General features: G+C 67.6%; 22 protein-coding genes. 8 read left to right on the forward strand and 14 right to left on the reverse strand.

Translation table 11 applies throughout. From position 1 onward, the window contains the following. Nucleotides 1-118: 118 nt before the first annotated feature. Together FSB78_RS11210 and FSB78_RS11215 are read right to left on the reverse strand one after the other, a co-directional pair. A complete protein-coding gene (locus FSB78_RS11210; RefSeq protein WP_147082722.1) occupies nucleotides 119-475 on the reverse strand; it encodes an endonuclease domain-containing protein in 357 nt (118 codons plus the stop codon). Between the two features lie 125 nt (nucleotides 476-600). After that, complete coding sequence (locus FSB78_RS11215) at nucleotides 601-1467, reverse strand: hypothetical protein (RefSeq protein WP_147082723.1); 867 nt, start codon at nucleotides 1465-1467, stop codon at nucleotides 601-603. 296 nt (nucleotides 1468-1763) lie between these two features. On the opposite strand from FSB78_RS11215, the gene rplK reads away from it, so the two are divergent. After that, nucleotides 1764-2195, forward strand: coding sequence for a 50S ribosomal protein L11 (gene rplK / locus FSB78_RS11220; RefSeq protein ID WP_147082724.1), 432 nt, complete (start codon nucleotides 1764-1766; stop codon nucleotides 2193-2195). 4 nt (nucleotides 2196-2199) lie between these two features. Continuing rightward, nucleotides 2200-2892, forward strand: coding sequence for a 50S ribosomal protein L1 (gene rplA / locus FSB78_RS11225; protein ID WP_147082725.1), 693 nt, complete (start codon nucleotides 2200-2202; stop codon nucleotides 2890-2892). Nucleotides 2893-3087: 195 nt separating this feature from the next. Here the strand turns inward: rplA and FSB78_RS11230 are convergent, their stop codons facing one another. Then, on the reverse strand, nucleotides 3088-3945 hold the full coding sequence (locus FSB78_RS11230; protein WP_147082726.1) for an oxidoreductase: 858 nt from the start codon (nucleotides 3943-3945) through the stop codon (nucleotides 3088-3090). A 36-nt stretch (nucleotides 3946-3981) separates the two neighbouring features. On the opposite strand from FSB78_RS11230, the gene FSB78_RS11235 reads away from it, so the two are divergent. Further along, entirely contained in the window at nucleotides 3982-4311 is a 330-nt protein-coding gene (locus FSB78_RS11235) for a hypothetical protein (RefSeq protein WP_147082727.1), read from the forward strand. A gap of 10 nt (nucleotides 4312-4321) precedes the next feature. On the opposite strand, the gene FSB78_RS11240 is transcribed toward FSB78_RS11235, so the two are convergent. From FSB78_RS11240 to FSB78_RS11285, 10 genes are all read right to left on the reverse strand, one after another. Next, nucleotides 4322-5416: a nucleotidyltransferase family protein gene (locus tag FSB78_RS11240; protein ID WP_147082728.1), complete on the reverse strand. Its 1095-nt coding sequence runs from the start codon at nucleotides 5414-5416 to the stop codon at nucleotides 4322-4324. 3 nt (nucleotides 5417-5419) lie between these two features. Then, nucleotides 5420-5656, reverse strand: coding sequence for a hypothetical protein (locus FSB78_RS11245; protein ID WP_147082729.1), 237 nt, complete (start codon nucleotides 5654-5656; stop codon nucleotides 5420-5422). Nucleotides 5657-5685: 29 nt separating this feature from the next. Next, nucleotides 5686-6498, reverse strand: coding sequence for a dTMP kinase (locus tag FSB78_RS11250; RefSeq protein WP_147082730.1), 813 nt, complete (start codon nucleotides 6496-6498; stop codon nucleotides 5686-5688). A gap of 86 nt (nucleotides 6499-6584) precedes the next feature. Next, nucleotides 6585-7214 (reverse strand): hypothetical protein, encoded by a 630-nt coding sequence (locus tag FSB78_RS11255; RefSeq protein WP_147082731.1) that lies wholly within the window; start codon nucleotides 7212-7214, stop codon nucleotides 6585-6587. A gap of 50 nt (nucleotides 7215-7264) precedes the next feature. Further along, entirely contained in the window at nucleotides 7265-7645 is a 381-nt protein-coding gene (locus tag FSB78_RS11260; protein WP_147082732.1) for a hypothetical protein, read from the reverse strand. 13 nt (nucleotides 7646-7658) lie between these two features. Then, on the reverse strand, nucleotides 7659-8423 hold the full coding sequence (locus FSB78_RS11265) for a helix-turn-helix domain-containing protein (protein WP_147082733.1): 765 nt from the start codon (nucleotides 8421-8423) through the stop codon (nucleotides 7659-7661). 74 nt (nucleotides 8424-8497) lie between these two features. After that, the gene (locus FSB78_RS11270; RefSeq protein WP_147082734.1) at nucleotides 8498-9190 is read right to left on the reverse strand and encodes a 7-carboxy-7-deazaguanine synthase QueE; all 693 of its coding nucleotides are present in this window, start codon (nucleotides 9188-9190) and stop codon (nucleotides 8498-8500) included. Next, entirely contained in the window at nucleotides 9190-10377 is a 1188-nt protein-coding gene (locus FSB78_RS11275; protein WP_147082735.1) for a UbiD family decarboxylase, read from the reverse strand. Before FSB78_RS11275 ends, FSB78_RS11270 begins: the two co-directional genes overlap by 1 nt. Then, nucleotides 10370-10888, reverse strand: coding sequence for a phosphoribosyltransferase (locus tag FSB78_RS11280; protein ID WP_147082736.1), 519 nt, complete (start codon nucleotides 10886-10888; stop codon nucleotides 10370-10372). The genes FSB78_RS11275 and FSB78_RS11280 overlap by 8 nt, the downstream gene beginning before the upstream one ends. Continuing rightward, nucleotides 10888-12075, reverse strand: coding sequence for an IMP dehydrogenase (locus FSB78_RS11285; RefSeq protein WP_199743170.1), 1188 nt, complete (start codon nucleotides 12073-12075; stop codon nucleotides 10888-10890). The genes FSB78_RS11280 and FSB78_RS11285 overlap by 1 nt, the downstream gene beginning before the upstream one ends. Before the next feature lie 323 nt (nucleotides 12076-12398). Between FSB78_RS11285 and FSB78_RS11290 the strand changes: the two genes are divergently transcribed. The 4 genes from FSB78_RS11290 (at nucleotide 12399) to FSB78_RS11305 (ending at nucleotide 15239) form a co-directional block, all read left to right on the forward strand. Then, on the forward strand, nucleotides 12399-13043 hold the full coding sequence (locus FSB78_RS11290) for a 6-carboxytetrahydropterin synthase (RefSeq protein ID WP_199743171.1): 645 nt from the start codon (nucleotides 12399-12401) through the stop codon (nucleotides 13041-13043). A 149-nt stretch (nucleotides 13044-13192) separates the two neighbouring features. Further along, complete coding sequence (locus FSB78_RS11295) at nucleotides 13193-13504, forward strand: hypothetical protein (RefSeq protein ID WP_147082737.1); 312 nt, start codon at nucleotides 13193-13195, stop codon at nucleotides 13502-13504. 622 nt (nucleotides 13505-14126) lie between these two features. Beyond that, a complete protein-coding gene (locus FSB78_RS11300; RefSeq protein ID WP_147082738.1) occupies nucleotides 14127-14843 on the forward strand; it encodes a hypothetical protein in 717 nt (238 codons plus the stop codon). 165 nt (nucleotides 14844-15008) lie between these two features. Continuing rightward, a complete protein-coding gene (locus FSB78_RS11305) occupies nucleotides 15009-15239 on the forward strand; it encodes a hypothetical protein (protein ID WP_147082739.1) in 231 nt (76 codons plus the stop codon). 88 nt (nucleotides 15240-15327) lie between these two features. On the opposite strand, the gene FSB78_RS11310 is transcribed toward FSB78_RS11305, so the two are convergent. Continuing rightward, nucleotides 15328-15873, reverse strand: coding sequence for a UbiX family flavin prenyltransferase (locus tag FSB78_RS11310; protein ID WP_242008224.1), 546 nt, complete (start codon nucleotides 15871-15873; stop codon nucleotides 15328-15330). A 408-nt stretch (nucleotides 15874-16281) separates the two neighbouring features. Here FSB78_RS11310 and rplJ point away from each other — a divergent pair, with 408 nt between their 5' ends. Continuing rightward, nucleotides 16282-16797, forward strand: a complete 516-nt coding sequence (gene rplJ, locus FSB78_RS11315) for a 50S ribosomal protein L10 (protein WP_147082741.1) — start codon at nucleotides 16282-16284, stop codon at nucleotides 16795-16797. Nucleotides 16798-16822 lie beyond the last annotated feature (25 nt).

Raw genomic sequence — 16822 nt, forward strand, 5'->3', positions numbered from 1 at the left:
ACTCGGGCGCCCTTTCGTTTTGGGGGGGTAGCTGGCAACGAGAGTTACCGCCCAGTTACGGACGTCGTTCCTAGCCCTCTCCCGCCTTCGCGGGAGAGGGTTGGGTGAGGGTCTTTTTCTACTTCGCCGTTCGTTCCAGGAGAGCGGCCAGGATGGTTTCAAGAACACCCACTCGATTCTCGATGACCTCGCTGTTCCAAAATCGCATCACGCGATATCCTCTGGCTTCGAGGACGGCAGTTCGCGGTGCATCGATTGTCGGATCATGATGCCCACCGTCCAGTTCCACGACAAGTCTGGCTTCGAGACAGGCAAAGTCCGCGACGTATTGGTCGGCGATCGTATGCTGTTCGCGAAACTTGAAGCCGCCAAGGCGTCGGCTGCGGACCGCCAGCCAGATGATCTGTTCCACGTCTGTACGCTCGCGTCTCAGGCGCGCGGCATGACGGCTGACCTGGCGACGCACCGGATACATCGGCACACGATAGAAGACCCAAGAGGCAGGAAGAAGACCCTCACCCAACCCTCTCCCGCGAAGGCGGGAGAGGGCTAAGCAGGGAACGTCCGCGTTCCACCTGTTTCCGACATCAGCGCACCGCCTCAACCGCCATCCTTCGGTCCGCGTTTCGTGCCAGCCCTGCTCCAGCCGGTGACCTGGTCGAGCGCGGGTAGCGCTGGGCCTTCGGCGAACCAGGCGCGTTCGCCGCGGATCTGGCGTTCGGCTTCGGCGATGGCGAAGGCCTCGCGGTCGCGATCGAGCTGGGCGCGGTACATGGCGGCGAGGCGGAAGCTGCAGGCGTCGGAGGATTCGCCGCGGCGGCGCTTGATGTGCGGCGGCTCGGCCAGAAGGCGGGCTTCGGTCTGGTGATGCTTGAGGAGTTGCAGCGCTTCGGTCACCGTCATCCTGGGCATCGGCGGCGGCTCGTTGTGGCGCCAGGCGTCGTCGGCGTGGGACCCGGGCGTGAAGCTATGGAGCAGCGCGGCCTCGATACGCTCGTAGCCGCATTGCAGCGCCAGACGCATTTCGCGCGCGAACGCCGGGCTTTTGCGCCGGCGCGCATAGAAGGTGCCGTAGCTGAACCCCGCAGCGGCGGCGGACAGGCGCACGTTGGCGGTCGCGCTCAGCGCGGCGAGGAAACGCTGTTCGCCGTCATGCGTCAGGCGCCGCCGAGAGCTGCGGCGAAGTTGCATGCCGCCTGACGGCGTTCTGCTGGGCTGGGGCGCAGGCGTCGCGGACGGGCCCTCCCCCTGCCCCTCCTGCAGTCGGGAGGGCGGATTGGCGTCGGCAAAGACCAGCGCGGCGTCCCAGTCGGCGGCGAACGCCGGATGCTTGCCGCGGCGCTTGATGAGCATCGAGCGATTGAGGCCGAGCGTTTCGGCGGCGGCGCGCACGTTGCCGGTGCGGCGGAGCGCGGCGAGGAAGGCGGCGTTCTGGGTCGCCTGCTTCGGGGTCAGCGGACGGATCATGCCGCATGGGGTCGCTTGGGTTTTCCTACATTGCAATCCCCCTTCTGCTGGCGGCTTCGCGGCTTTGCGGGATCGGAAAGGAAGGGTGGTTCACGCAAAGACGCAAAGACGCGAAGGGGAGAAGGGGTTTCGCGCGGAGGCGCGGAGGCCGCGGAGAGAAGAAGAAGAAGGCGGTAGGTGTTGCTGCTGCGCGGGTTTTGCGGTAGGGGCGCCGGCTTCCAGAGCGACAGCATTGGATTGCCTGTGGGAGAGCGCCTCGGCGCTCGTCTGAACCACTCACCTTGAGAAGAGAGACCATGGCTAAAAAGATTACCGGATACATCAAGCTGCAGGTGCCTGCAGGCGAGGCAAAGCCCGCGCCGCCGATCGGGCCTGCGCTGGGTCAGCGCGGCGTCAACATCATGGAGTTCTGCAAGGCGTTCAACGCCGGCACGGGCGACCTGAAGAAGGGCATGCCGATCCCGACCGTCATCACGGTCTATGCGGATCGCTCGTTCTCGTTCGAGACGAAGACGCCGCCGGCATCCTACCTGATCAAGGAGGCCGCCGGCCTCAAGTCGGGGTCCAAGGAGCCCGGCAAGGTCGTCGCCGGCAAGATCAAGCGCTCGCAGCTGAGCGAGATCGCCACGACGAAGATGAAGGACCTCAACGCCAACGACATCGAGGCTGCGACGAAGATCATCGAAGGCAGCGCCCGCGCGATGGGCCTCGAAGTGGTGGAGGGCTGATATCATGGCAAAGCTGACCAAGAAGCAGAAGGCCGTCACGGTCGACACCGTCAAGCTGCACGGCGTCGACGAAGCGATCGCACTGGCCCGTTCGGGTGCGACCTCGAAGTTCGACGAGACGATCGAAGTCGCGCTGAACCTGGGCGTCGACCCGCGTCACGCCGACCAGATGGTCCGCGGCGTGGTGACGCTGCCCAAGGGCACCGGCAAGACCGTCCGCGTTGGCGTGTTCGCCCGCGGCGCGAAGGCTGAAGAGGCTCTGGCCGCCGGCGCAGACGTCGTCGGTGCCGAGGACCTGATGGAGGCCATCCAGGGTGGCACGATCGATTTCGATCGCTGCATCGCGACCCCGGACATGATGGGCATCGTCGGTCGCCTCGGCAAGGTGCTGGGCCCCAAGGGCCTGATGCCGAACCCGAAGCTCGGCACGGTGACGATGAACGTCGCGGCTGCGGTCGAAGCAGCCAAGGGCGGCCAGATCGAATACCGCGTCGAGAAGGCCGGCATCATCCATTCGGGCATCGGCAAGGCGTCGTTCCCGGCGGAAGACCTGCGCGCCAACTTCGACGCGCTGGTCGATGCGGTGGTCAAGGCCAAGCCGGCCGGCGCCAAGGGCAAGTATGTGCGGAAAGTCGCGATCTCGAGCACCATGGGTGCGGGGATCAAGGTCGATACGGCCGAGGTTGCGGGCGCCTAAGCGCTTCGCATTTCGGTGAGACAGGAAGGGCCGGGAGAGCGATCTCCCGGCCCTTTTTGTTTGTGCGCGGTAAGCTCAGGACCCACCCCCGGCGGAGGCCGGGGCCCAATTGGACGGTCGTGATAACGGAACGCAGTCCGCCGTCACGTCGGTTTCCCAATTGGGCCCCGGCCTTCGCCGGGGTGGTTGAGCCCGTCAGGCGTCCACGGTTTCCGGGAAATCCGCCCCCAGGCTGACGTCGCGCGCGGCCGTGATGGCGTCGAGCCGTTCCTTGAGCTTCGCGGTCACGGCGTCGTAGCCGAACTCGCCGAGCACGAGGTGACGCGGCGCGGTGTTCTGCTGGACGGTGGCGATGATCGCCTCCCCTGCCCGCACCGGGTCGCCGACCTGCGTTCCGCTGACGTCCTTCGTGCCTTTCATCCGGGCCTTTGCGGTCTCGGCATAAGCGGGGATCGTGCTGGGCGTCTGCCTGAGCGAGCGGCCGGCCCAGTCGGTGCGGAACGGGCCGGGCTCGACGCAGGTGACGCCGATGCCGAGCGGGCCGACCTCGGCGAGCAGCGCGTCGGACCAGCCCTCGACCGCGTGCTTCGAGGCGGCGTAATAGCCCGAGCCGGGAAAGCCGACGAGCCCGGCGACCGAGGTGAAGTTGACGATGTTGCCGCTCCCCTGCGCGCGCATCACGGGCAGCACGGCGCGGGTCAGCGCGAACAGGCCGAAGACGTTGGTGTCGAACTGCGCGCGGATCTCGGCCTCCTCGCCCTCTTCGACGGTCGCCTGGTAGCCATAGCCGGCGTTGTTCACGAGCACGTCGATGCGGCCGAACTTGTCGGTCGCCGCGGCGACGGCGGCGTCGATCTGCGCCTGGTCGTTGACGTCCAGATCCAGTGCGAGCGCGCGGTCCTCGACCCCCTCGACCAGGTCGGCCACGCGGTCTGCGCCGCGCGCCGTGACGACGGCGTTCCAGCCGCGGTCGAGCACGAGTTTGGCAAGATCGCGGCCGAAGCCGGTCGAGCAACCGGTGATGAACCAGACGGGGGAATCGGGGAGAGACATGACGCGCGCCTTTTGTGGGGGACTTCAACAGGTAGGATGCAAGGGCAGCCGGGCAAGGGCGGCAAGGCTTACAACGAGTCCCGGGCGCGGCTGGAGGCGGATCGGACCGGCAACTGCAGGGCGGCGGTGGCGGAGTCTGCCGACGACATCGTCGTCGTCGCGCGACGGCTGCGCCGGTTGCGGCTGACCTATGCGAGCAGCGGGCGGATCCTGCGGTGGTGCCGGACGTCGATCTCGAGCGGCGACAGGCGGGTCGACCGGATCGGGTGCGCGATCGTGCGGGCGTGCGTGCGCGAGGGGTTCGGCGACCGCGGCCCCGACATCGCGTGCTTCCGGCGCAAGGTGGAGTCGCTGGAGCCCGACTGAGGCGAGAGCGCTAGCGCCGGTTCCAGAGCTTCGGCCAGAGGTCGCCGAGATCGTTGGTGTCGATCGGATCGGTGCCGGGCGGCGGCACCGCGGCCTCGGCGATGAAGTCCGCGACATGGCCGGGGAGTGTGAGGCCGAACCGCGGGAGGTGCTTGAAGACATGGTAGGCCGCGGCGGTCAGATTGTGCTCGCGCAGGATCGAGACCATCCGCAGGAAAGTGATCGGGTCGAGCAGCGGGACCAGCCGGATCAGGTCGGCATATTGGTAGAAGCCCTTGCCGTAGGTGTGGACGCTTTCCCAATAGAGCTTGAAGACCAGATGCGCGCCGAACCACGCGAAGTCGGGCAGCCCGATCACGTGGTCCGGATAGGCCTTCTGCCACGAGCAGGCGAGCAGGCCGTCGAGTTCGATGTCGAGCGAGAGCTTGTGGTGGATGTCGACCACTGCATAGCACCACGGCGCATCGGTGGTGGCGTCGTGCCAGAACTGGTGCGTCCAGGGCTCGTCGCGGATCGCGGCGCGCGTCTCGTCGGACAGGTTGGTGACGAGCAGCCGCCGGGCGAGGAAGCCGAGTTCGAAATGCGATTCCTCGACGATCGCGCGCAGATCGCGGTCGGCGCGGACGAACCGGCCGCGCTCGGGATCGCGCTGCGCCTGATGGAAGCCGCAGTCGAGCGCGAGCGCCTCGGCCTGTTCGAGATCGTCCCAGCCGACGCCGAGGTCGAACTCCCACGCGCCACGCAGGTGCCGTGCGGGATAGAGCAGGCACCCCGCCGCCGCGCCCTTCAGCAGTGCGTAGCGGATCCCGGCGGCGTCGAGCGCCGCGAGGAACCCTGCGCACCCGGCGACCTGCGCCTGCACGAACGCGGTGACAGCGAGGCGCGCGCGTACGAACCGCGCGTGATCCTGTTCGACGAGCGTCGGCTCCAGCAGCGTCGGTGCGAGCGCCGGCAGGATCTGCCAGTTGGCGAACAGTGACGCGAGGAGTGTGGCCGAGCCGTCGGCACAGAGCGTCTCACCCTGCGGCGCCTGGCCTGCCAGCAGCCGGACGAGGGGGGCCTCGGACGGGTGCTCGGCTTGCACCATGACGGTCTGGGACGACATGGCTCAGATCTCGACCGCTTCGAGGGGAAGTTCCAGGCGGCGGTCCGCCGCGGCGAGTTGTCCGGCGATGGCGGATGCGACCCGCTCGACCCCGTGGCGGCCGAGCCGGACCGTGGCCTGCGAGCGCTGCAGGTCTTGATGGCGCCCGCGCGCCGATGGGAGCAAGGGTTCGCGGCCCTGGTCGGCCGTCATCTGCCTGCAGATGGCGCTCGCAAGGGCGTCGACGAAGGTCATGGTCATGGATTTTCCCGATCGACTATCGGAAAAGACTATCCAGCGCGTGAAACTGCGGCAATTCGACTTGCATCCCGGTTGCGATCTACCGCGTCTATCGCCTCCATTATGGTTTCGAACGCCGCATCCGGGCTGCCTTCATTGTCGATGACCATGACGGTGTCATAGTCCGCCATGCGCTGTCCGAGCGCATCGCGCATCCGGACGAGGTGTCCGAGCAACGGCACGGCCCCGTCGGCGGCGCCGCGGATCGCCGGATCGCCTTCCGTCATCGTCTGGTGCAGCCCGCCGACGATCCGCGCGCCGCGTTCGAAATAGCTGACCGGGCGACCCCGCGCGATCATCCGGTCGCGACATATGGCGGGATCGCAGTCGATCAGGAACAGGATGGTCGGCCGCGGCGCATAGGCGGCGAGCGCGTGCATATAGTCCGTCGAGAGGCCCTCGAGGATGCCGCGGACCATCAAAGTGGGCACGTAGCGATCGAAGAAGACGAGCCCGTCGCCGTCGAGCGCGTGGCGGTGTTCGGCGACCTGCTCGACGATCGTGACCCAGCTGAGCAGGCTGAAGGTGAGCGGCGTGGCGTTGCGCCATTTCGCGCGTTCCAGCGCGTGCGCGGTGATGTCGGAACGACCGAGCCTGAGCTTGAGCGTCTCGCGTCCACGCGCGGCATGCGCGGCGATGACGCGGTCGAGCAGAGTCGATTTGCCGGCACCGTCGATCCCCTCGAACGCGAACAGGTTGCGCGGGCGCAGCAGCCCGGGCTCGACCACCAGGTTGAGCGGCGGTCGGCAGGGATAGACCGGGGGCAGCGCACCGGGTTCGGGGGTATCGTCGTCGATCCGCATGCGGTGCGTCCTGTCGGATAGGGGGTGGCTGCGGGCGCGGCGGATCGGCGCGGGTCCTCCCCCCGCTCAGGGGAGGAGGATTGGCGCTAGTCGCGTTTACGAACGGTGGCCGGGGGCGCAGCGGGAGGGTCGGACAGCGCCACGGTCGGCGCTGCGGTGGCAGCGGCCACCGGTTGCTCAGCCTCCGCCGCGGTCGGCTCGGCCTGCGCGGTGCGGAGCGAGGCGGTGACAATCGAGGCGACACGGCCTTGGAATGCGCGCGCGTCGGCCGGCGTGCCGACCAGCCGCACGCTGTTCAGCCGGCGCAGGATCGTGCTGGCCACGATAGCGGCGGGGTCGGCGGCGGCCTGACGGCTGCCGAGCGCGCCGGCCAGCGCCTTCGCCGCGGCGGCGGGATCGATCGTGCTCAGCGCCACCGGTTCGGGACCCGGCGCCTTGCCGAGCTGCCGGGTGACCGTGCGCACGATGCCGCGGGTCAGGCGGCTGGCAGCGAGCGGGATGCCGGGTACCGCCGGCCCCGTCGCGAGCCGGCGGGTCACCGCGCTGGCGAGAACGGTCGCGAGACGATCGACCGATGGATCCGCGCCGGGTTTGCGGCCGCGGCGGGGAGCAGCGACGCTGGCGTACCGAGCGGCCGCCGGGCCGGCGCGCGGTCCCCGCGTCTGGAGCCGGCGCACGACGGCGGCGGCAACGCTATCGACAACAGTTCTGGGCATGTCCTGTCTCCTGTAGCGCCGGACGAGGTCACCCCGCCCGGCGCATTCCCCTAGCGACGACGCAAGGCCGCGCGGCCGGCGAGCTGGCGCGAGACCGCACTGGCGACCGCCGCGACGAGGCTGCCGCGGGGTTTCGCCTTGCGCGCGGGCGTCTTGCGCGCGGCACCCGATGCCGAGAGCCGCCCGGTGACCGCGCTGGCGACGGCGGCAGCGAGCGTCGGCCGCCGTGCCCCCGTCTTGCCGCGTGCGGCCGGATGGCTGAGCGCGCCGGTCTTGCGCTTCGTTCTGACGGGTGCAGTGCGCGCCACCCTTCCGGATCCGACCGTCGTGGTGAGCTGCGCGACGACGGCGCTGGCGACGGCGGCGGGCAGGCTGGCGCGCTTCGCCGTCGGACGGCGCCGGATAGCCTTGCGGATAGTGGGTCGTGCCATGTCATGTCTCCTTTCAGTTCGGGGTGACCAGGGTCTTCTGGTGGGCGTGGGTCGACGCCGGATCGGCGGGGACCGGGATCAGGCGGCTGGGCCAGCGTGCCCCGCACTGCGCGAGCGTCACGGCGGTCCAGAGCGGGTCGCCGGGCGGCGCGACTAGCGACAGTCGCCCCCGCCAGAGGATGAGGAGCCGCGCGACGAAGGCTTCGCGCTCGGCCGCGGTCGGCGCATGCGGATAGGCGAGCACGCTCCAGTCGCCGCGCGGGCGGCGCGCCCAAAGCAGCCAATACGGATCGGGATAGGCGCGTTGGCCGCTTTGCAGGACGACCATCGTGGCGGCCGACCGCGGCGCGGCGCACCAGCGCGCCGGTGCCGATGGAAGCGCGGGGGGCGCCACCCGCCACGCGTCGAGATACCGGAGCAACGTCCAGCGCGAGACCTGGATGCCGGTCTCGCGCTCGATCAACAGGCGCACCGCCGCGCCGTCCCACACGCCGTACGGCAGGCCCTGCGCATCGGGCGGTCCCGCCAGCAGATGCGTCGCAAGCCGGTCGATCGGCGTGTTGCCCGCGAGGCGTGGCGGACGACCCTGGCGTCTGGCGGCGAGATCGTCGGCGCCGCCACGGTGGAATCGCGACTTCCATTGGCTGACGCTTGCCACCGACGTGTCGAGCAGCGCTGCGACCTGTTTCTGCGTCAGCCCGCGTGCCAGCGCTTCGATCGCGCGACGCCGGCGCTCTTCGCGCTGCGCGGGGGTCAGGGAAGGAGGGGGCGGAGCCATGCCCCTTCATGGCATGTTCTAAAGCAGTTTATGCACCAACTGGCACCGTTTCGGCGGTAATGGGTGAACGCCGGTCAGGGCAGGTCGAGAAGCTTGTGCAGCTGGAGACAGAGGCGGTAGCCGTGACGCATCGCGATCCCCGCGGCGGTCGCCTGATGCGCGCGGTTCGCAACCGCGTCGCCGTCGTCACGCGGCATCACGAACACGCGTGTGTTGGACGGCGGGCGGAACAGGCGGGTGCGCTGGCCCGCCTTCTGGGTCGACGCCATCGGCAAGCCATCATCGGGATCGACCTCGCCCGCCGCCAGCACATATTTGTACGCGGTGATACGCGGCACGATCGCGTCGTGCAGCTGCTTGGTCTTGGGGCTGCACACGATCGTCAGCCGGTCGTCGACGGGAAGCGGGATCGACAGCGTCCCGTTGGTCTCGATCTGGACGCGTAGTCCCCGGGCGAGGAGCTGCTGGACGAGCGGCGCGATGTTCTGGCGGAAGGGTTCGCCGCCGGTCAGCACGATCAGGTCGCAATGCGCCGGGCGATGCGTCTCGATCGCGGCGATCAGATCGGCCAAGGCCGGCCGCCAGGTCGAGCTTTCGAAGTCGGTGTCGCACCAGTAGCAGCGGATGTTGCATCCCGCGGTGCGTACGAAGACCGCGGGGTCGCCGGCGAAGGGGCCTTCGCCCTGCAGCGTGTAGAAGACTTCCTGGATCCAGAGGCTGGCGCCGTCGCCCATCTCCTGCGCGCGCGCGGGGTTGCCGCCGAACATCAGAGCTCGGTCCAGCGATGATCGGTGCGACGGTCGCAGAGGATGCCGATGCGGTGGCCCTCCTGCCGGCCGCGACGGATATAGGGGCGGCGCTCGACCTCGGCGGGGAAGACGATCGCTTCCTTCAACACGTCGACGCCCGGGCGCGTCGCGACCACCAGTTTCGCGCGGCCGTCGAAATCGAGCGCGGCGGCGACCATCGCAGCGGACGGCGCTTCGCTCTCGATGACGGCCATGTATTCGCCGAACGCGTCGAGCGGGTAGCGGACGGTGTCGACCGCGAACCCGGCGGTGCGCAGATGGTCGAACAGCAGGACCTCGTTCTGCAGCGCCATCAGCGTGAGCCCACTGGTCTTGCCGCAGAACAGCCCCAGGCACTGCGCGTCGTCGCGGACGCGGATGCGATCGACGATGACGACGGGGCTGGAGGTCGCATCGCTGTAATAGCCCTTGAACTCGCCGAACGGCGCCTCGGTGCGGTGTTCGCGCGTGACATGGCCCTCGATCACGATCTCGGCGTCGGCCGGCGCGGACGGATAGTCGCCGCCGGCGAGCGCCACTGCGCCGCCGCCCAGCCGTCCGGCCGCGTCGTAGCTGTCGAGCGCGGACGGCAGTTTCGCGGCGGCGGCGAGATAGGCCGCGAAAGGGCCGCCGTTGAACAGCGTGATCGGCACGCGCGGCGCGTCGGCGAGGCCTGCGGTCACGATCCGGTGCGCGTCGGTGCGCGGATCCATGAACAGCACAATCTCGCGCGGGCCGGCGACGAGGCCGCGGTAGAAGCCGAGATTGGTCCCGCCGCTCTCGTCCGCGAGCGCGCCGACGAACGCGGTCAGATATCGGCCCGCGTCGCCCGGCTGGTGCCAGAGCAGCGGCAGCTCGGCGAGCGAGCCGAGGTCGCGGGTGGCGAGGCTGGGCGCGAACACCGGCGGTGCGGGGACCGCGAGACGATCGGCGAGCCGCGTGACGGCACCGCGCGCATCGGCGAGCCCCATCTCGCCGAGCAGCGCGGCGCGGGTCGGCAGGTTCATCACCAGCGGCAGCCGCGACCCGATCACGTCGGTGAACAGGAAGCAGGGCTCGGCTCCGGTCCGCCGCTGCCAGTCGGACAGGAAGCGCGTGACGCCGAGATCCGGGTCGACCGGCTGGTCCACGCGGAACAGCTTCGCCGCCTGCAGCGCCTCACGCATGAACGCTACCTTCCCAGGGGTCCTTCCCCTCCCACGGGAAGATCACCCAGCCGTGCACGTCGCACGCCCAGTGGTCGACGATCGCGCGGGGGTTGCGACCGGCGAGGTTGTCGCGGTTGACGACCAGCGTGGCGGTGACCGGATCGGCGCCGGCCTGGACCAGGACACGGCAGGCCGCGTCCAGCGTCAGCCCCTGCCCCACGACGTCGTCGACCAGCAGCACGCGGCGGCCGCGCATCCGTTCGAGACCGAGCGCGCCGTGGTTCGCCGGCTGCGATTTGTCCGCACGGATCGCATCGCTGTGCGTCCGTGCGATGTCGAGCACCGCGAACGGCCGGACGCCGAGCATGTGCGAGAGCATTACCGCGGGGACGAGGCCCGAGCGCGCGATCCCGACCACGCCGTCCACCCGCGCATCGGCCAGCCGGTCGGCGAGCAGCCGCGCCAGCCCTGCGATCTCCTCCCAGGAGAAGCGGTGGATCGTCGAGACCGGGCGCGCAGGGTCGAGCATCACCCCGCGACCGGACCGGCGACGAACGCCTGCGCGTAATCGGGATGCAGCGCGGGGACGCCGTCGCGGACGTGCGGGCGCCCCTCGGCATGGCCGGCGTTCGAGACGCGCACGAACCGTGCGTGATCGGCAAGCTCGGCCACGGCCGCGCAGCCGCTATAGGTGACGCCGGAGCAGAGGCCCCTCGCCAGCTTGCCGAGCGTGTCGGCGACGGGGCCGCTATGGTCGAAGGTCCCTTCCACGCCTTCGGGCAGATAGGCGTCGAAGGCGTCGCGCGAGATCGTGGCGCCGGCGAGGCGTTGCAGCGTGAGGTCGACGCCGAGCGTGACGAAGCCGGTGGTCACCTTGTAGCGGCGGCCGTCATGCTCGACCGCGCGCGCCTCGCTCTCGTCGGCGCCGGCGAGCAGCTTGCCGAGCATCACCGCGGACGCCCCCGCGGCGATCGCCTTGGCGATGTCGCCCGACCCGCGGATGCCGCCATCGGCGATCACGCCGACGCCGGCCTTGCGCGCGACCGCGGCGCATTCGAGGATCGCGGTGAGCTGCGGCATGCCGGCGCCGGTGACGACGCGCGTGGTGCAGACGCTGCCCGGGCCGATGCCGACCTTGATCGCGTCCGCGCCGGCATCGATCAGGTCGCGTGCACCGTCCGCGGTCGCGACGTTGCCGACGATGCAGTCGAGCTGCGGATGCCGGGCCTTCAGCTCGAGCAGCGCGGCGATGACGTGATCCGAATGGCCGTGCGCGACGTCGATCGCGAGGATGTCGACGCCCGCATCGGCGAGGCGATCGGCACGCTCGAGATAGTCGCCCTTGATCCCGACCGCGCCGCCGACACGGAGGCGGCCTGCGAGGTCGAGCGTGGCGTGAGGCGTATCGCCGGCTGCCGCGGCCTTGGTTGCGGCGACCGCTTCCGCCTGGTCCTGCGGCGACCACATCCGGTGGACGATGCCGATGCCGCCCGCGCGCGCCATCGCGGTCGCCATCGGCGCGGCCGTGCACCAGGGGGTGTTGGCGGACACGATCGGGACCGCGAGCCGGATGCCGGGCGTGAGCTGCATCGCAGTGTCGACGTCGCGGCGGCTGCGCAAGCGGTTGCGGCGCGGCACGAGCAGGACGTCGTCGAACGACAGGCCGATGTCCGCGTCGACGCGATCGATGTCGAAGGATCCGTATCGAAGATTCAAGGTGATCGCCCTTCCTCGTCCGATGCGGGGCGTCGATTGCCCCGCCTGTCCGCTGCGAGAAAAGGGTATCAGCGACGTCGAACCCGCTGCCTAGAGTTACAATCTCCGATACGGATACAAAAGCGCGTGATGCCGCAAGCATACCAGTGCCATACATCCGGATCGTTCACTGGCGGATACGCGCGATATCTTGGCATGGCGTGACGTAATGCCGTCGCCGCATCGCCCGTATCCTGTCTTTACGTCACGGGGAGATGATCAGTTGAGCAGATATCATCGGATGAGCGCATCGCCTGCCGCCGCGCCGTGCGTGGGCGCGTTCCGTGGATAGCCCGCAGGCCCGCCTCGATGATGCGAGGGGCGATGGCGGGAATGGCCGCCTGCCCATCGTCGAGCTGCCGATGCCCGGCGCGATGCCGCGCACCACGAACGCGCACGACGCGACGACCTGGCACCTAATCAGCCGCGAGATCGGCATCGATGCGGGGCACCGGGTGATGGACCACGGATCGAAATGCCATAACCTCCACGGCCATCGCTACAGGATCGAGGCGTGGTGTCGGGGCCCCTTGTTCGCCGCGGGCGAGCAGAACGGGATGGTGCTCGATTTCGGGTTCCTGAAGGACGAGATGATGCACGCGATCGACGCGCGGTTCGACCATGCGTTCATGCTGTGCGTCGACGATCCGCTGTGCCGCGCGATGTTCGGGCTCGACGACGGCGCGCTGTCGCACAGGGTCGCGGCGGCGGTGTCGGAGGACGGCCTGTTCCTCGGCCACGGCCGCGACGGCATGCAGATCTGCGTGCTCGCGGTGGTGCCGACGGCGGAGAATCTGGCGAAGCTCTGGTTCGACCTGCTCGCGCCGCGGGTCGTCGCGCGGACCTCGGGCCAGGCAAGCCTGGTGTGCCTGAAGGTATGGGAGACGCCCAATTGCTGGGCGTCCTATGGGCCGGTCATCCCGGGCTGAGCCTACCACGCCCGGAAGTTGACGTTCGCTTCTCACCACGATGCGACGGTCGGGCCAGCGATCGATCTGGCGGCAGATAACGCCCACTCCTTGCCATTCCCGACCGCCAGCAAGCCTCCCCATTGCGGACGATCGTTCGGCAAGACAGCATGCTCGATGACGAACAATACAAGGGCATGATGATGCGCGGGTTTGGGGTAGCATTGCTTGTCGTTGGGTCGCTCGCGGCGATCGGGATGCTCGGGTTACTAGCGCAGCTTCCTCACGCATCGGCAGCGCGAGATGGTGTTGGGGTCCGCTCGATAGTGTGGATCGGTGGCGCGCCGCTGGTGCTAATTTCGGGTGTTTTATGGGCGGGTTCGTTTTGCTTTTCCGTAGGCGGTAAGGGCTACGCACGACCGAAAGCAGAACGTTCGCTCTCCACCAATCCCGGACGTTCGTGGGACGATCGCAGCGAATGACAGCCGACGCCCACTTCCGGACACTCAGGCCCGAATCTGACGATCCTGAAACCAGCCGTTGACGGCGGGGAAGCTACGGTTACCATCCGCGACAATGAGGGCAGCACTACTCCCGGCGTTGATGATTTGCTCAGGATGTTCAGACGCCTGCCAGAACACAGTGGCATCACGAAGCCTTTCACCTGATGGCACACATGTCGCGGTGCTATTCCAACGGGACTGCGGAGCGACGACGGGCTTCTCCACCCAAATCTCGATATTGGACGCAGACGATAAATCATCCGGACGCGGCAACGCCTTCGTTGCTGACGACGATCACGGTGCCGCTAGAGTCGGTGACTGGGAAGGGTCATGGGCTGATATGAAGTGGCTTTCGCCGGAACGCCTACTTGTCCGATACGCCGCAAAGTCGAGGATATTTAAACAGAGGGAGCGTGTTTCCGGCGTGACCATCAGCTATCAGATGGTCGGCGGCAGATAACGCCCAAACCCCCACGTGCAACGATCGGTATATGGATCCCTATTGCGACTGTTCAGTCATGCGATATCATCGGTAAGATGTCGGGTAGAACTGCGCGTTCCATTGGCACAAGATTGCCTGGTTCGAGGATTTTCCGTGCGAATGCCATTCACTCTCATCTCCGGGGCGGTCATCACGTTACTGATCGCCTGCCTGATTGTAGGTGTCGGGTTATTGACGGCACTGGTTCACCCGCCCGAACGGTCCCGCTATCGCTTGACGGTTGAAGTCGACACGCCTGACGGCCTGAAAAAGGGGGCAGTCGTTCGGGAGTTCAGCTGGAAAAAATCGTCTACGGCGTTTACCGGGAATGACATTCACTACACGGAGCGCGGCGAGGCCGTGGCGGTGGATTTACCATCCGGCAAGACCCTATTCGTCCTTCTTAACACCAATCCAAGCGATCTGATCGAGATGGCGACGATGAGAGCCGATCTCCGTAGGGCCCCAATTGCGATCCAACGCGCTCGTGAAACGGCAGACCTTTACCTAGTGCCGAATAAACACGCATTCGAAACCCACCGTCGCGAGTATCCGAAATTCGTCTTTTTCGAGGACATCAAAGATCCCGCTACAGTTCGGAGCGTAGATCCTGGCAACCTTTCTAAGAGCTTTGGTCCGGACGTGGCGCTAAACAGGGTCACTTTTCAAATCACGAGCGACCCGGTTACGCAGAGTATCGAGGGAAGACTGCCGTGGCTAGCGGAACTACGGAACCGTCGCGTGGGTCTGAATGGAAAGCGGAACGTTGCTCAGACTCCCGGCGATCTTACCACTATCCTAGGCTCGGGGTCGTTCGCGCGTAATAGAGCATTTTGATACAGCCGGACGCGACGTCGGCTAACTCATCTGCTTTCCCGATAGCGGACGGGTCGCTATCCACCTACAATCCGACAGTCGGGCAGCGATCGATCTTGCGGCATATAGCGCGCAATTGCGGACATAAGAGGATCGTGACATGTCTTACCGAACAGGGAGGCAGGTATGGCGAACTTAACGGCGCGACTAACGAACTGGGTGCCGCCTCGATTGCGTATGTTCGTCACGCGGCTGTCGATTGTCGTTGTGGCCTGGCTCGCGACGACCGGTCTGATCGAGACGGTGCGCAGCGGCGACTATCCCGACCCGCTACTGTTTGCCGCCCTGATTATCGGGTGCGCCGGGGGTGCGATCCTTGGACCGCTCCCGCCCGCATCCCGGAACGCCACTGGCTGAGGAGGTTGATAGCGGCAGCAGTAAAGTCCGCGCTCCACTCACGATCCGACAATCGCCCATGCAATCGGCGAAACGACCGCCAACGCCGTCACTCGCCCCACCGACGGACGAGGCCGGCGTCGATGCCGAACAGGTCGAGCGCGCGGCCGATGCTGTGGTCGACGATGTCGTCGATCGTCTGCGGGCGCCGGTAGAAGGCGGGGACCGGCGGCATCAGGATCGCGCCGCTGGCGGTGGCGGTGGCCATCAGCGCGATGTGGCCGGCGTGGAGCGGGGTCTCGCGCAGCATCAGCACGACGCGGCGGCGCTCCTTGAGGCAGACGTCGGCGGCGCGCGCGACGAGGTCGCCGTCGGCGCAGTGCGCGATGCTGCTCAGCGTCTTCACCGAACAGGGCGCGACCAGCATGCCGCGGGTGCGGAACGATCCGGACGCGATCGCCGCGCCGAGATTGGCCGGGTGGTGGCAATGATCGGCGAGCGCGACGATGTCGGCGAGCGCCCAGTCGGTTTCCTCCGCGATCGTCCGCCGTGCAGCGGCGGTGACGACGAGATGCGTCTCGACCTGCGCGAGCTGCCGGAGATGGACCAGCGCGCGGATCCCGTAGATCGCGCCGGACGCGCCCGTGATCGCCACGACAAGTCGGTCCGGTCTTTCCATTCCGACGATGCTGGTCCCGGGGTGATCGCACAGGCAAGGACGATCGCGGCCATTCTGACGCGAACGCGCGACGGCATGCGGGGCACACCGGGCCGTTGACTCCGCGGCGCATTCCGCTATGGGGCGGCTTCGTTCGGCGGGCTTGCTCGTCGAACTCCGTCCGAGACGGTGGGTGTGCGGGGTTTGCCTGGACTTAATTGCCCATCTAGACGGGGAATGGAATTTCGCCTTCGTGCCCGTCACGTCGGCTGTGTCGCCTGCCCGTCAGGCGCCTCTCCCATGCCCCATCGATGAGACACCCCGGAAGCGTGGGATGTCCGCGCCTCCGGTTAGTGACCGGGTGGTCCGCCGCGAGGCGGATGACCCAAAAACGTGGAGAATGGCATGGATCGTGATCAAAAGACCGCGGCCGTCGCCGAGCTGAACCGCACCTTTTCCGAGGTCGGCGTCGTCGTCGTGACGCGCAACCTCGGCCTGACCGTCGCACAGTCCACTGTGCTGCGGAACAAGATGCGCGACGCCGGCGCGACCTACAAGGTCTCGAAGAACAAGCTTGCCAAGATCGCGCTGGACGGCACCGACTATCTCTCGCTGGGCGACATGCTCACGGGTCCGGTCGCGCTGGCCAGCTCCATCGATCCCGTCGCGGCCGCCAAGGTGGTCGTCGATTTCGCGAAGACGAACGACAAGTTCGAAATCGTGGGTGGGGCGATGGGTTCGACCGTCCTCGACGTGGACGGCGTGAAGGCTCTCGCGACGATGCCGTCGCTGGACGAACTGCGTGCCAAGATCATCGGTCTGCTCGTTGCACCCGCAACGAAGCTGGCGACGATCACGCAGGCTCCGGCAGCGCAGATCGCGCGCGTGCTTTCCGCCTACGCGGAGAAGGAAGACGCCTGATCTTGGGCACTTTCGTCAATTTTGA

Source organism: Sphingomonas ginsenosidivorax (genome assembly GCF_007995065.1).
GTDB lineage: Bacteria > Pseudomonadota > Alphaproteobacteria > Sphingomonadales > Sphingomonadaceae > Sphingomonas > Sphingomonas ginsenosidivorax.

Bases quoted from the DNA above. Each gene is read 5' to 3' on its own strand.
- FSB78_RS11270 (WP_147082734.1), bottom strand. From the start codon at position 9,190: ATGTTCGGCGGCAACCCCGCGCGCGCGCAGGAGATGGGCGACGGCGCC.
- rplK (WP_147082724.1), top strand. From the start codon at position 1,764: ATGGCTAAAAAGATTACCGGATACATCAAGCTGCAGGTGCCTGCAGGC.
- FSB78_RS11295 (WP_147082737.1), top strand. From the start codon at position 13,193: ATGCTCGATGACGAACAATACAAGGGCATGATGATGCGCGGGTTTGGG.
- FSB78_RS11305 (WP_147082739.1), top strand. From the start codon at position 15,009: ATGGCGAACTTAACGGCGCGACTAACGAACTGGGTGCCGCCTCGATTG.
- FSB78_RS11210 (WP_147082722.1), bottom strand. From the start codon at position 475: ATGTATCCGGTGCGTCGCCAGGTCAGCCGTCATGCCGCGCGCCTGAGA.
- FSB78_RS11255 (WP_147082731.1), bottom strand. From the start codon at position 7,214: ATGCCCAGAACTGTTGTCGATAGCGTTGCCGCCGCCGTCGTGCGCCGG.
- rplA (WP_147082725.1), top strand. From the start codon at position 2,200: ATGGCAAAGCTGACCAAGAAGCAGAAGGCCGTCACGGTCGACACCGTC.
- FSB78_RS11265 (WP_147082733.1), bottom strand. From the start codon at position 8,423: ATGGCTCCGCCCCCTCCTTCCCTGACCCCCGCGCAGCGCGAAGAGCGC.
- FSB78_RS11300 (WP_147082738.1), top strand. From the start codon at position 14,127: ATGCCATTCACTCTCATCTCCGGGGCGGTCATCACGTTACTGATCGCC.
- FSB78_RS11235 (WP_147082727.1), top strand. From the start codon at position 3,982: ATGCAAGGGCAGCCGGGCAAGGGCGGCAAGGCTTACAACGAGTCCCGG.
- rplJ (WP_147082741.1), top strand. From the start codon at position 16,282: ATGGATCGTGATCAAAAGACCGCGGCCGTCGCCGAGCTGAACCGCACC.
- FSB78_RS11215 (WP_147082723.1), bottom strand. From the start codon at position 1,467: ATGATCCGTCCGCTGACCCCGAAGCAGGCGACCCAGAACGCCGCCTTC.
- FSB78_RS11260 (WP_147082732.1), bottom strand. From the start codon at position 7,645: ATGGCACGACCCACTATCCGCAAGGCTATCCGGCGCCGTCCGACGGCG.
- FSB78_RS11280 (WP_147082736.1), bottom strand. From the start codon at position 10,888: ATGCTCGACCCTGCGCGCCCGGTCTCGACGATCCACCGCTTCTCCTGG.
- FSB78_RS11240 (WP_147082728.1), bottom strand. From the start codon at position 5,416: ATGTCGTCCCAGACCGTCATGGTGCAAGCCGAGCACCCGTCCGAGGCC.
- FSB78_RS11275 (WP_147082735.1), bottom strand. From the start codon at position 10,377: ATGCGTGAGGCGCTGCAGGCGGCGAAGCTGTTCCGCGTGGACCAGCCG.
- FSB78_RS11230 (WP_147082726.1), bottom strand. From the start codon at position 3,945: ATGTCTCTCCCCGATTCCCCCGTCTGGTTCATCACCGGTTGCTCGACC.
- FSB78_RS11250 (WP_147082730.1), bottom strand. From the start codon at position 6,498: ATGCGGATCGACGACGATACCCCCGAACCCGGTGCGCTGCCCCCGGTC.
- FSB78_RS11245 (WP_147082729.1), bottom strand. From the start codon at position 5,656: ATGACCATGACCTTCGTCGACGCCCTTGCGAGCGCCATCTGCAGGCAG.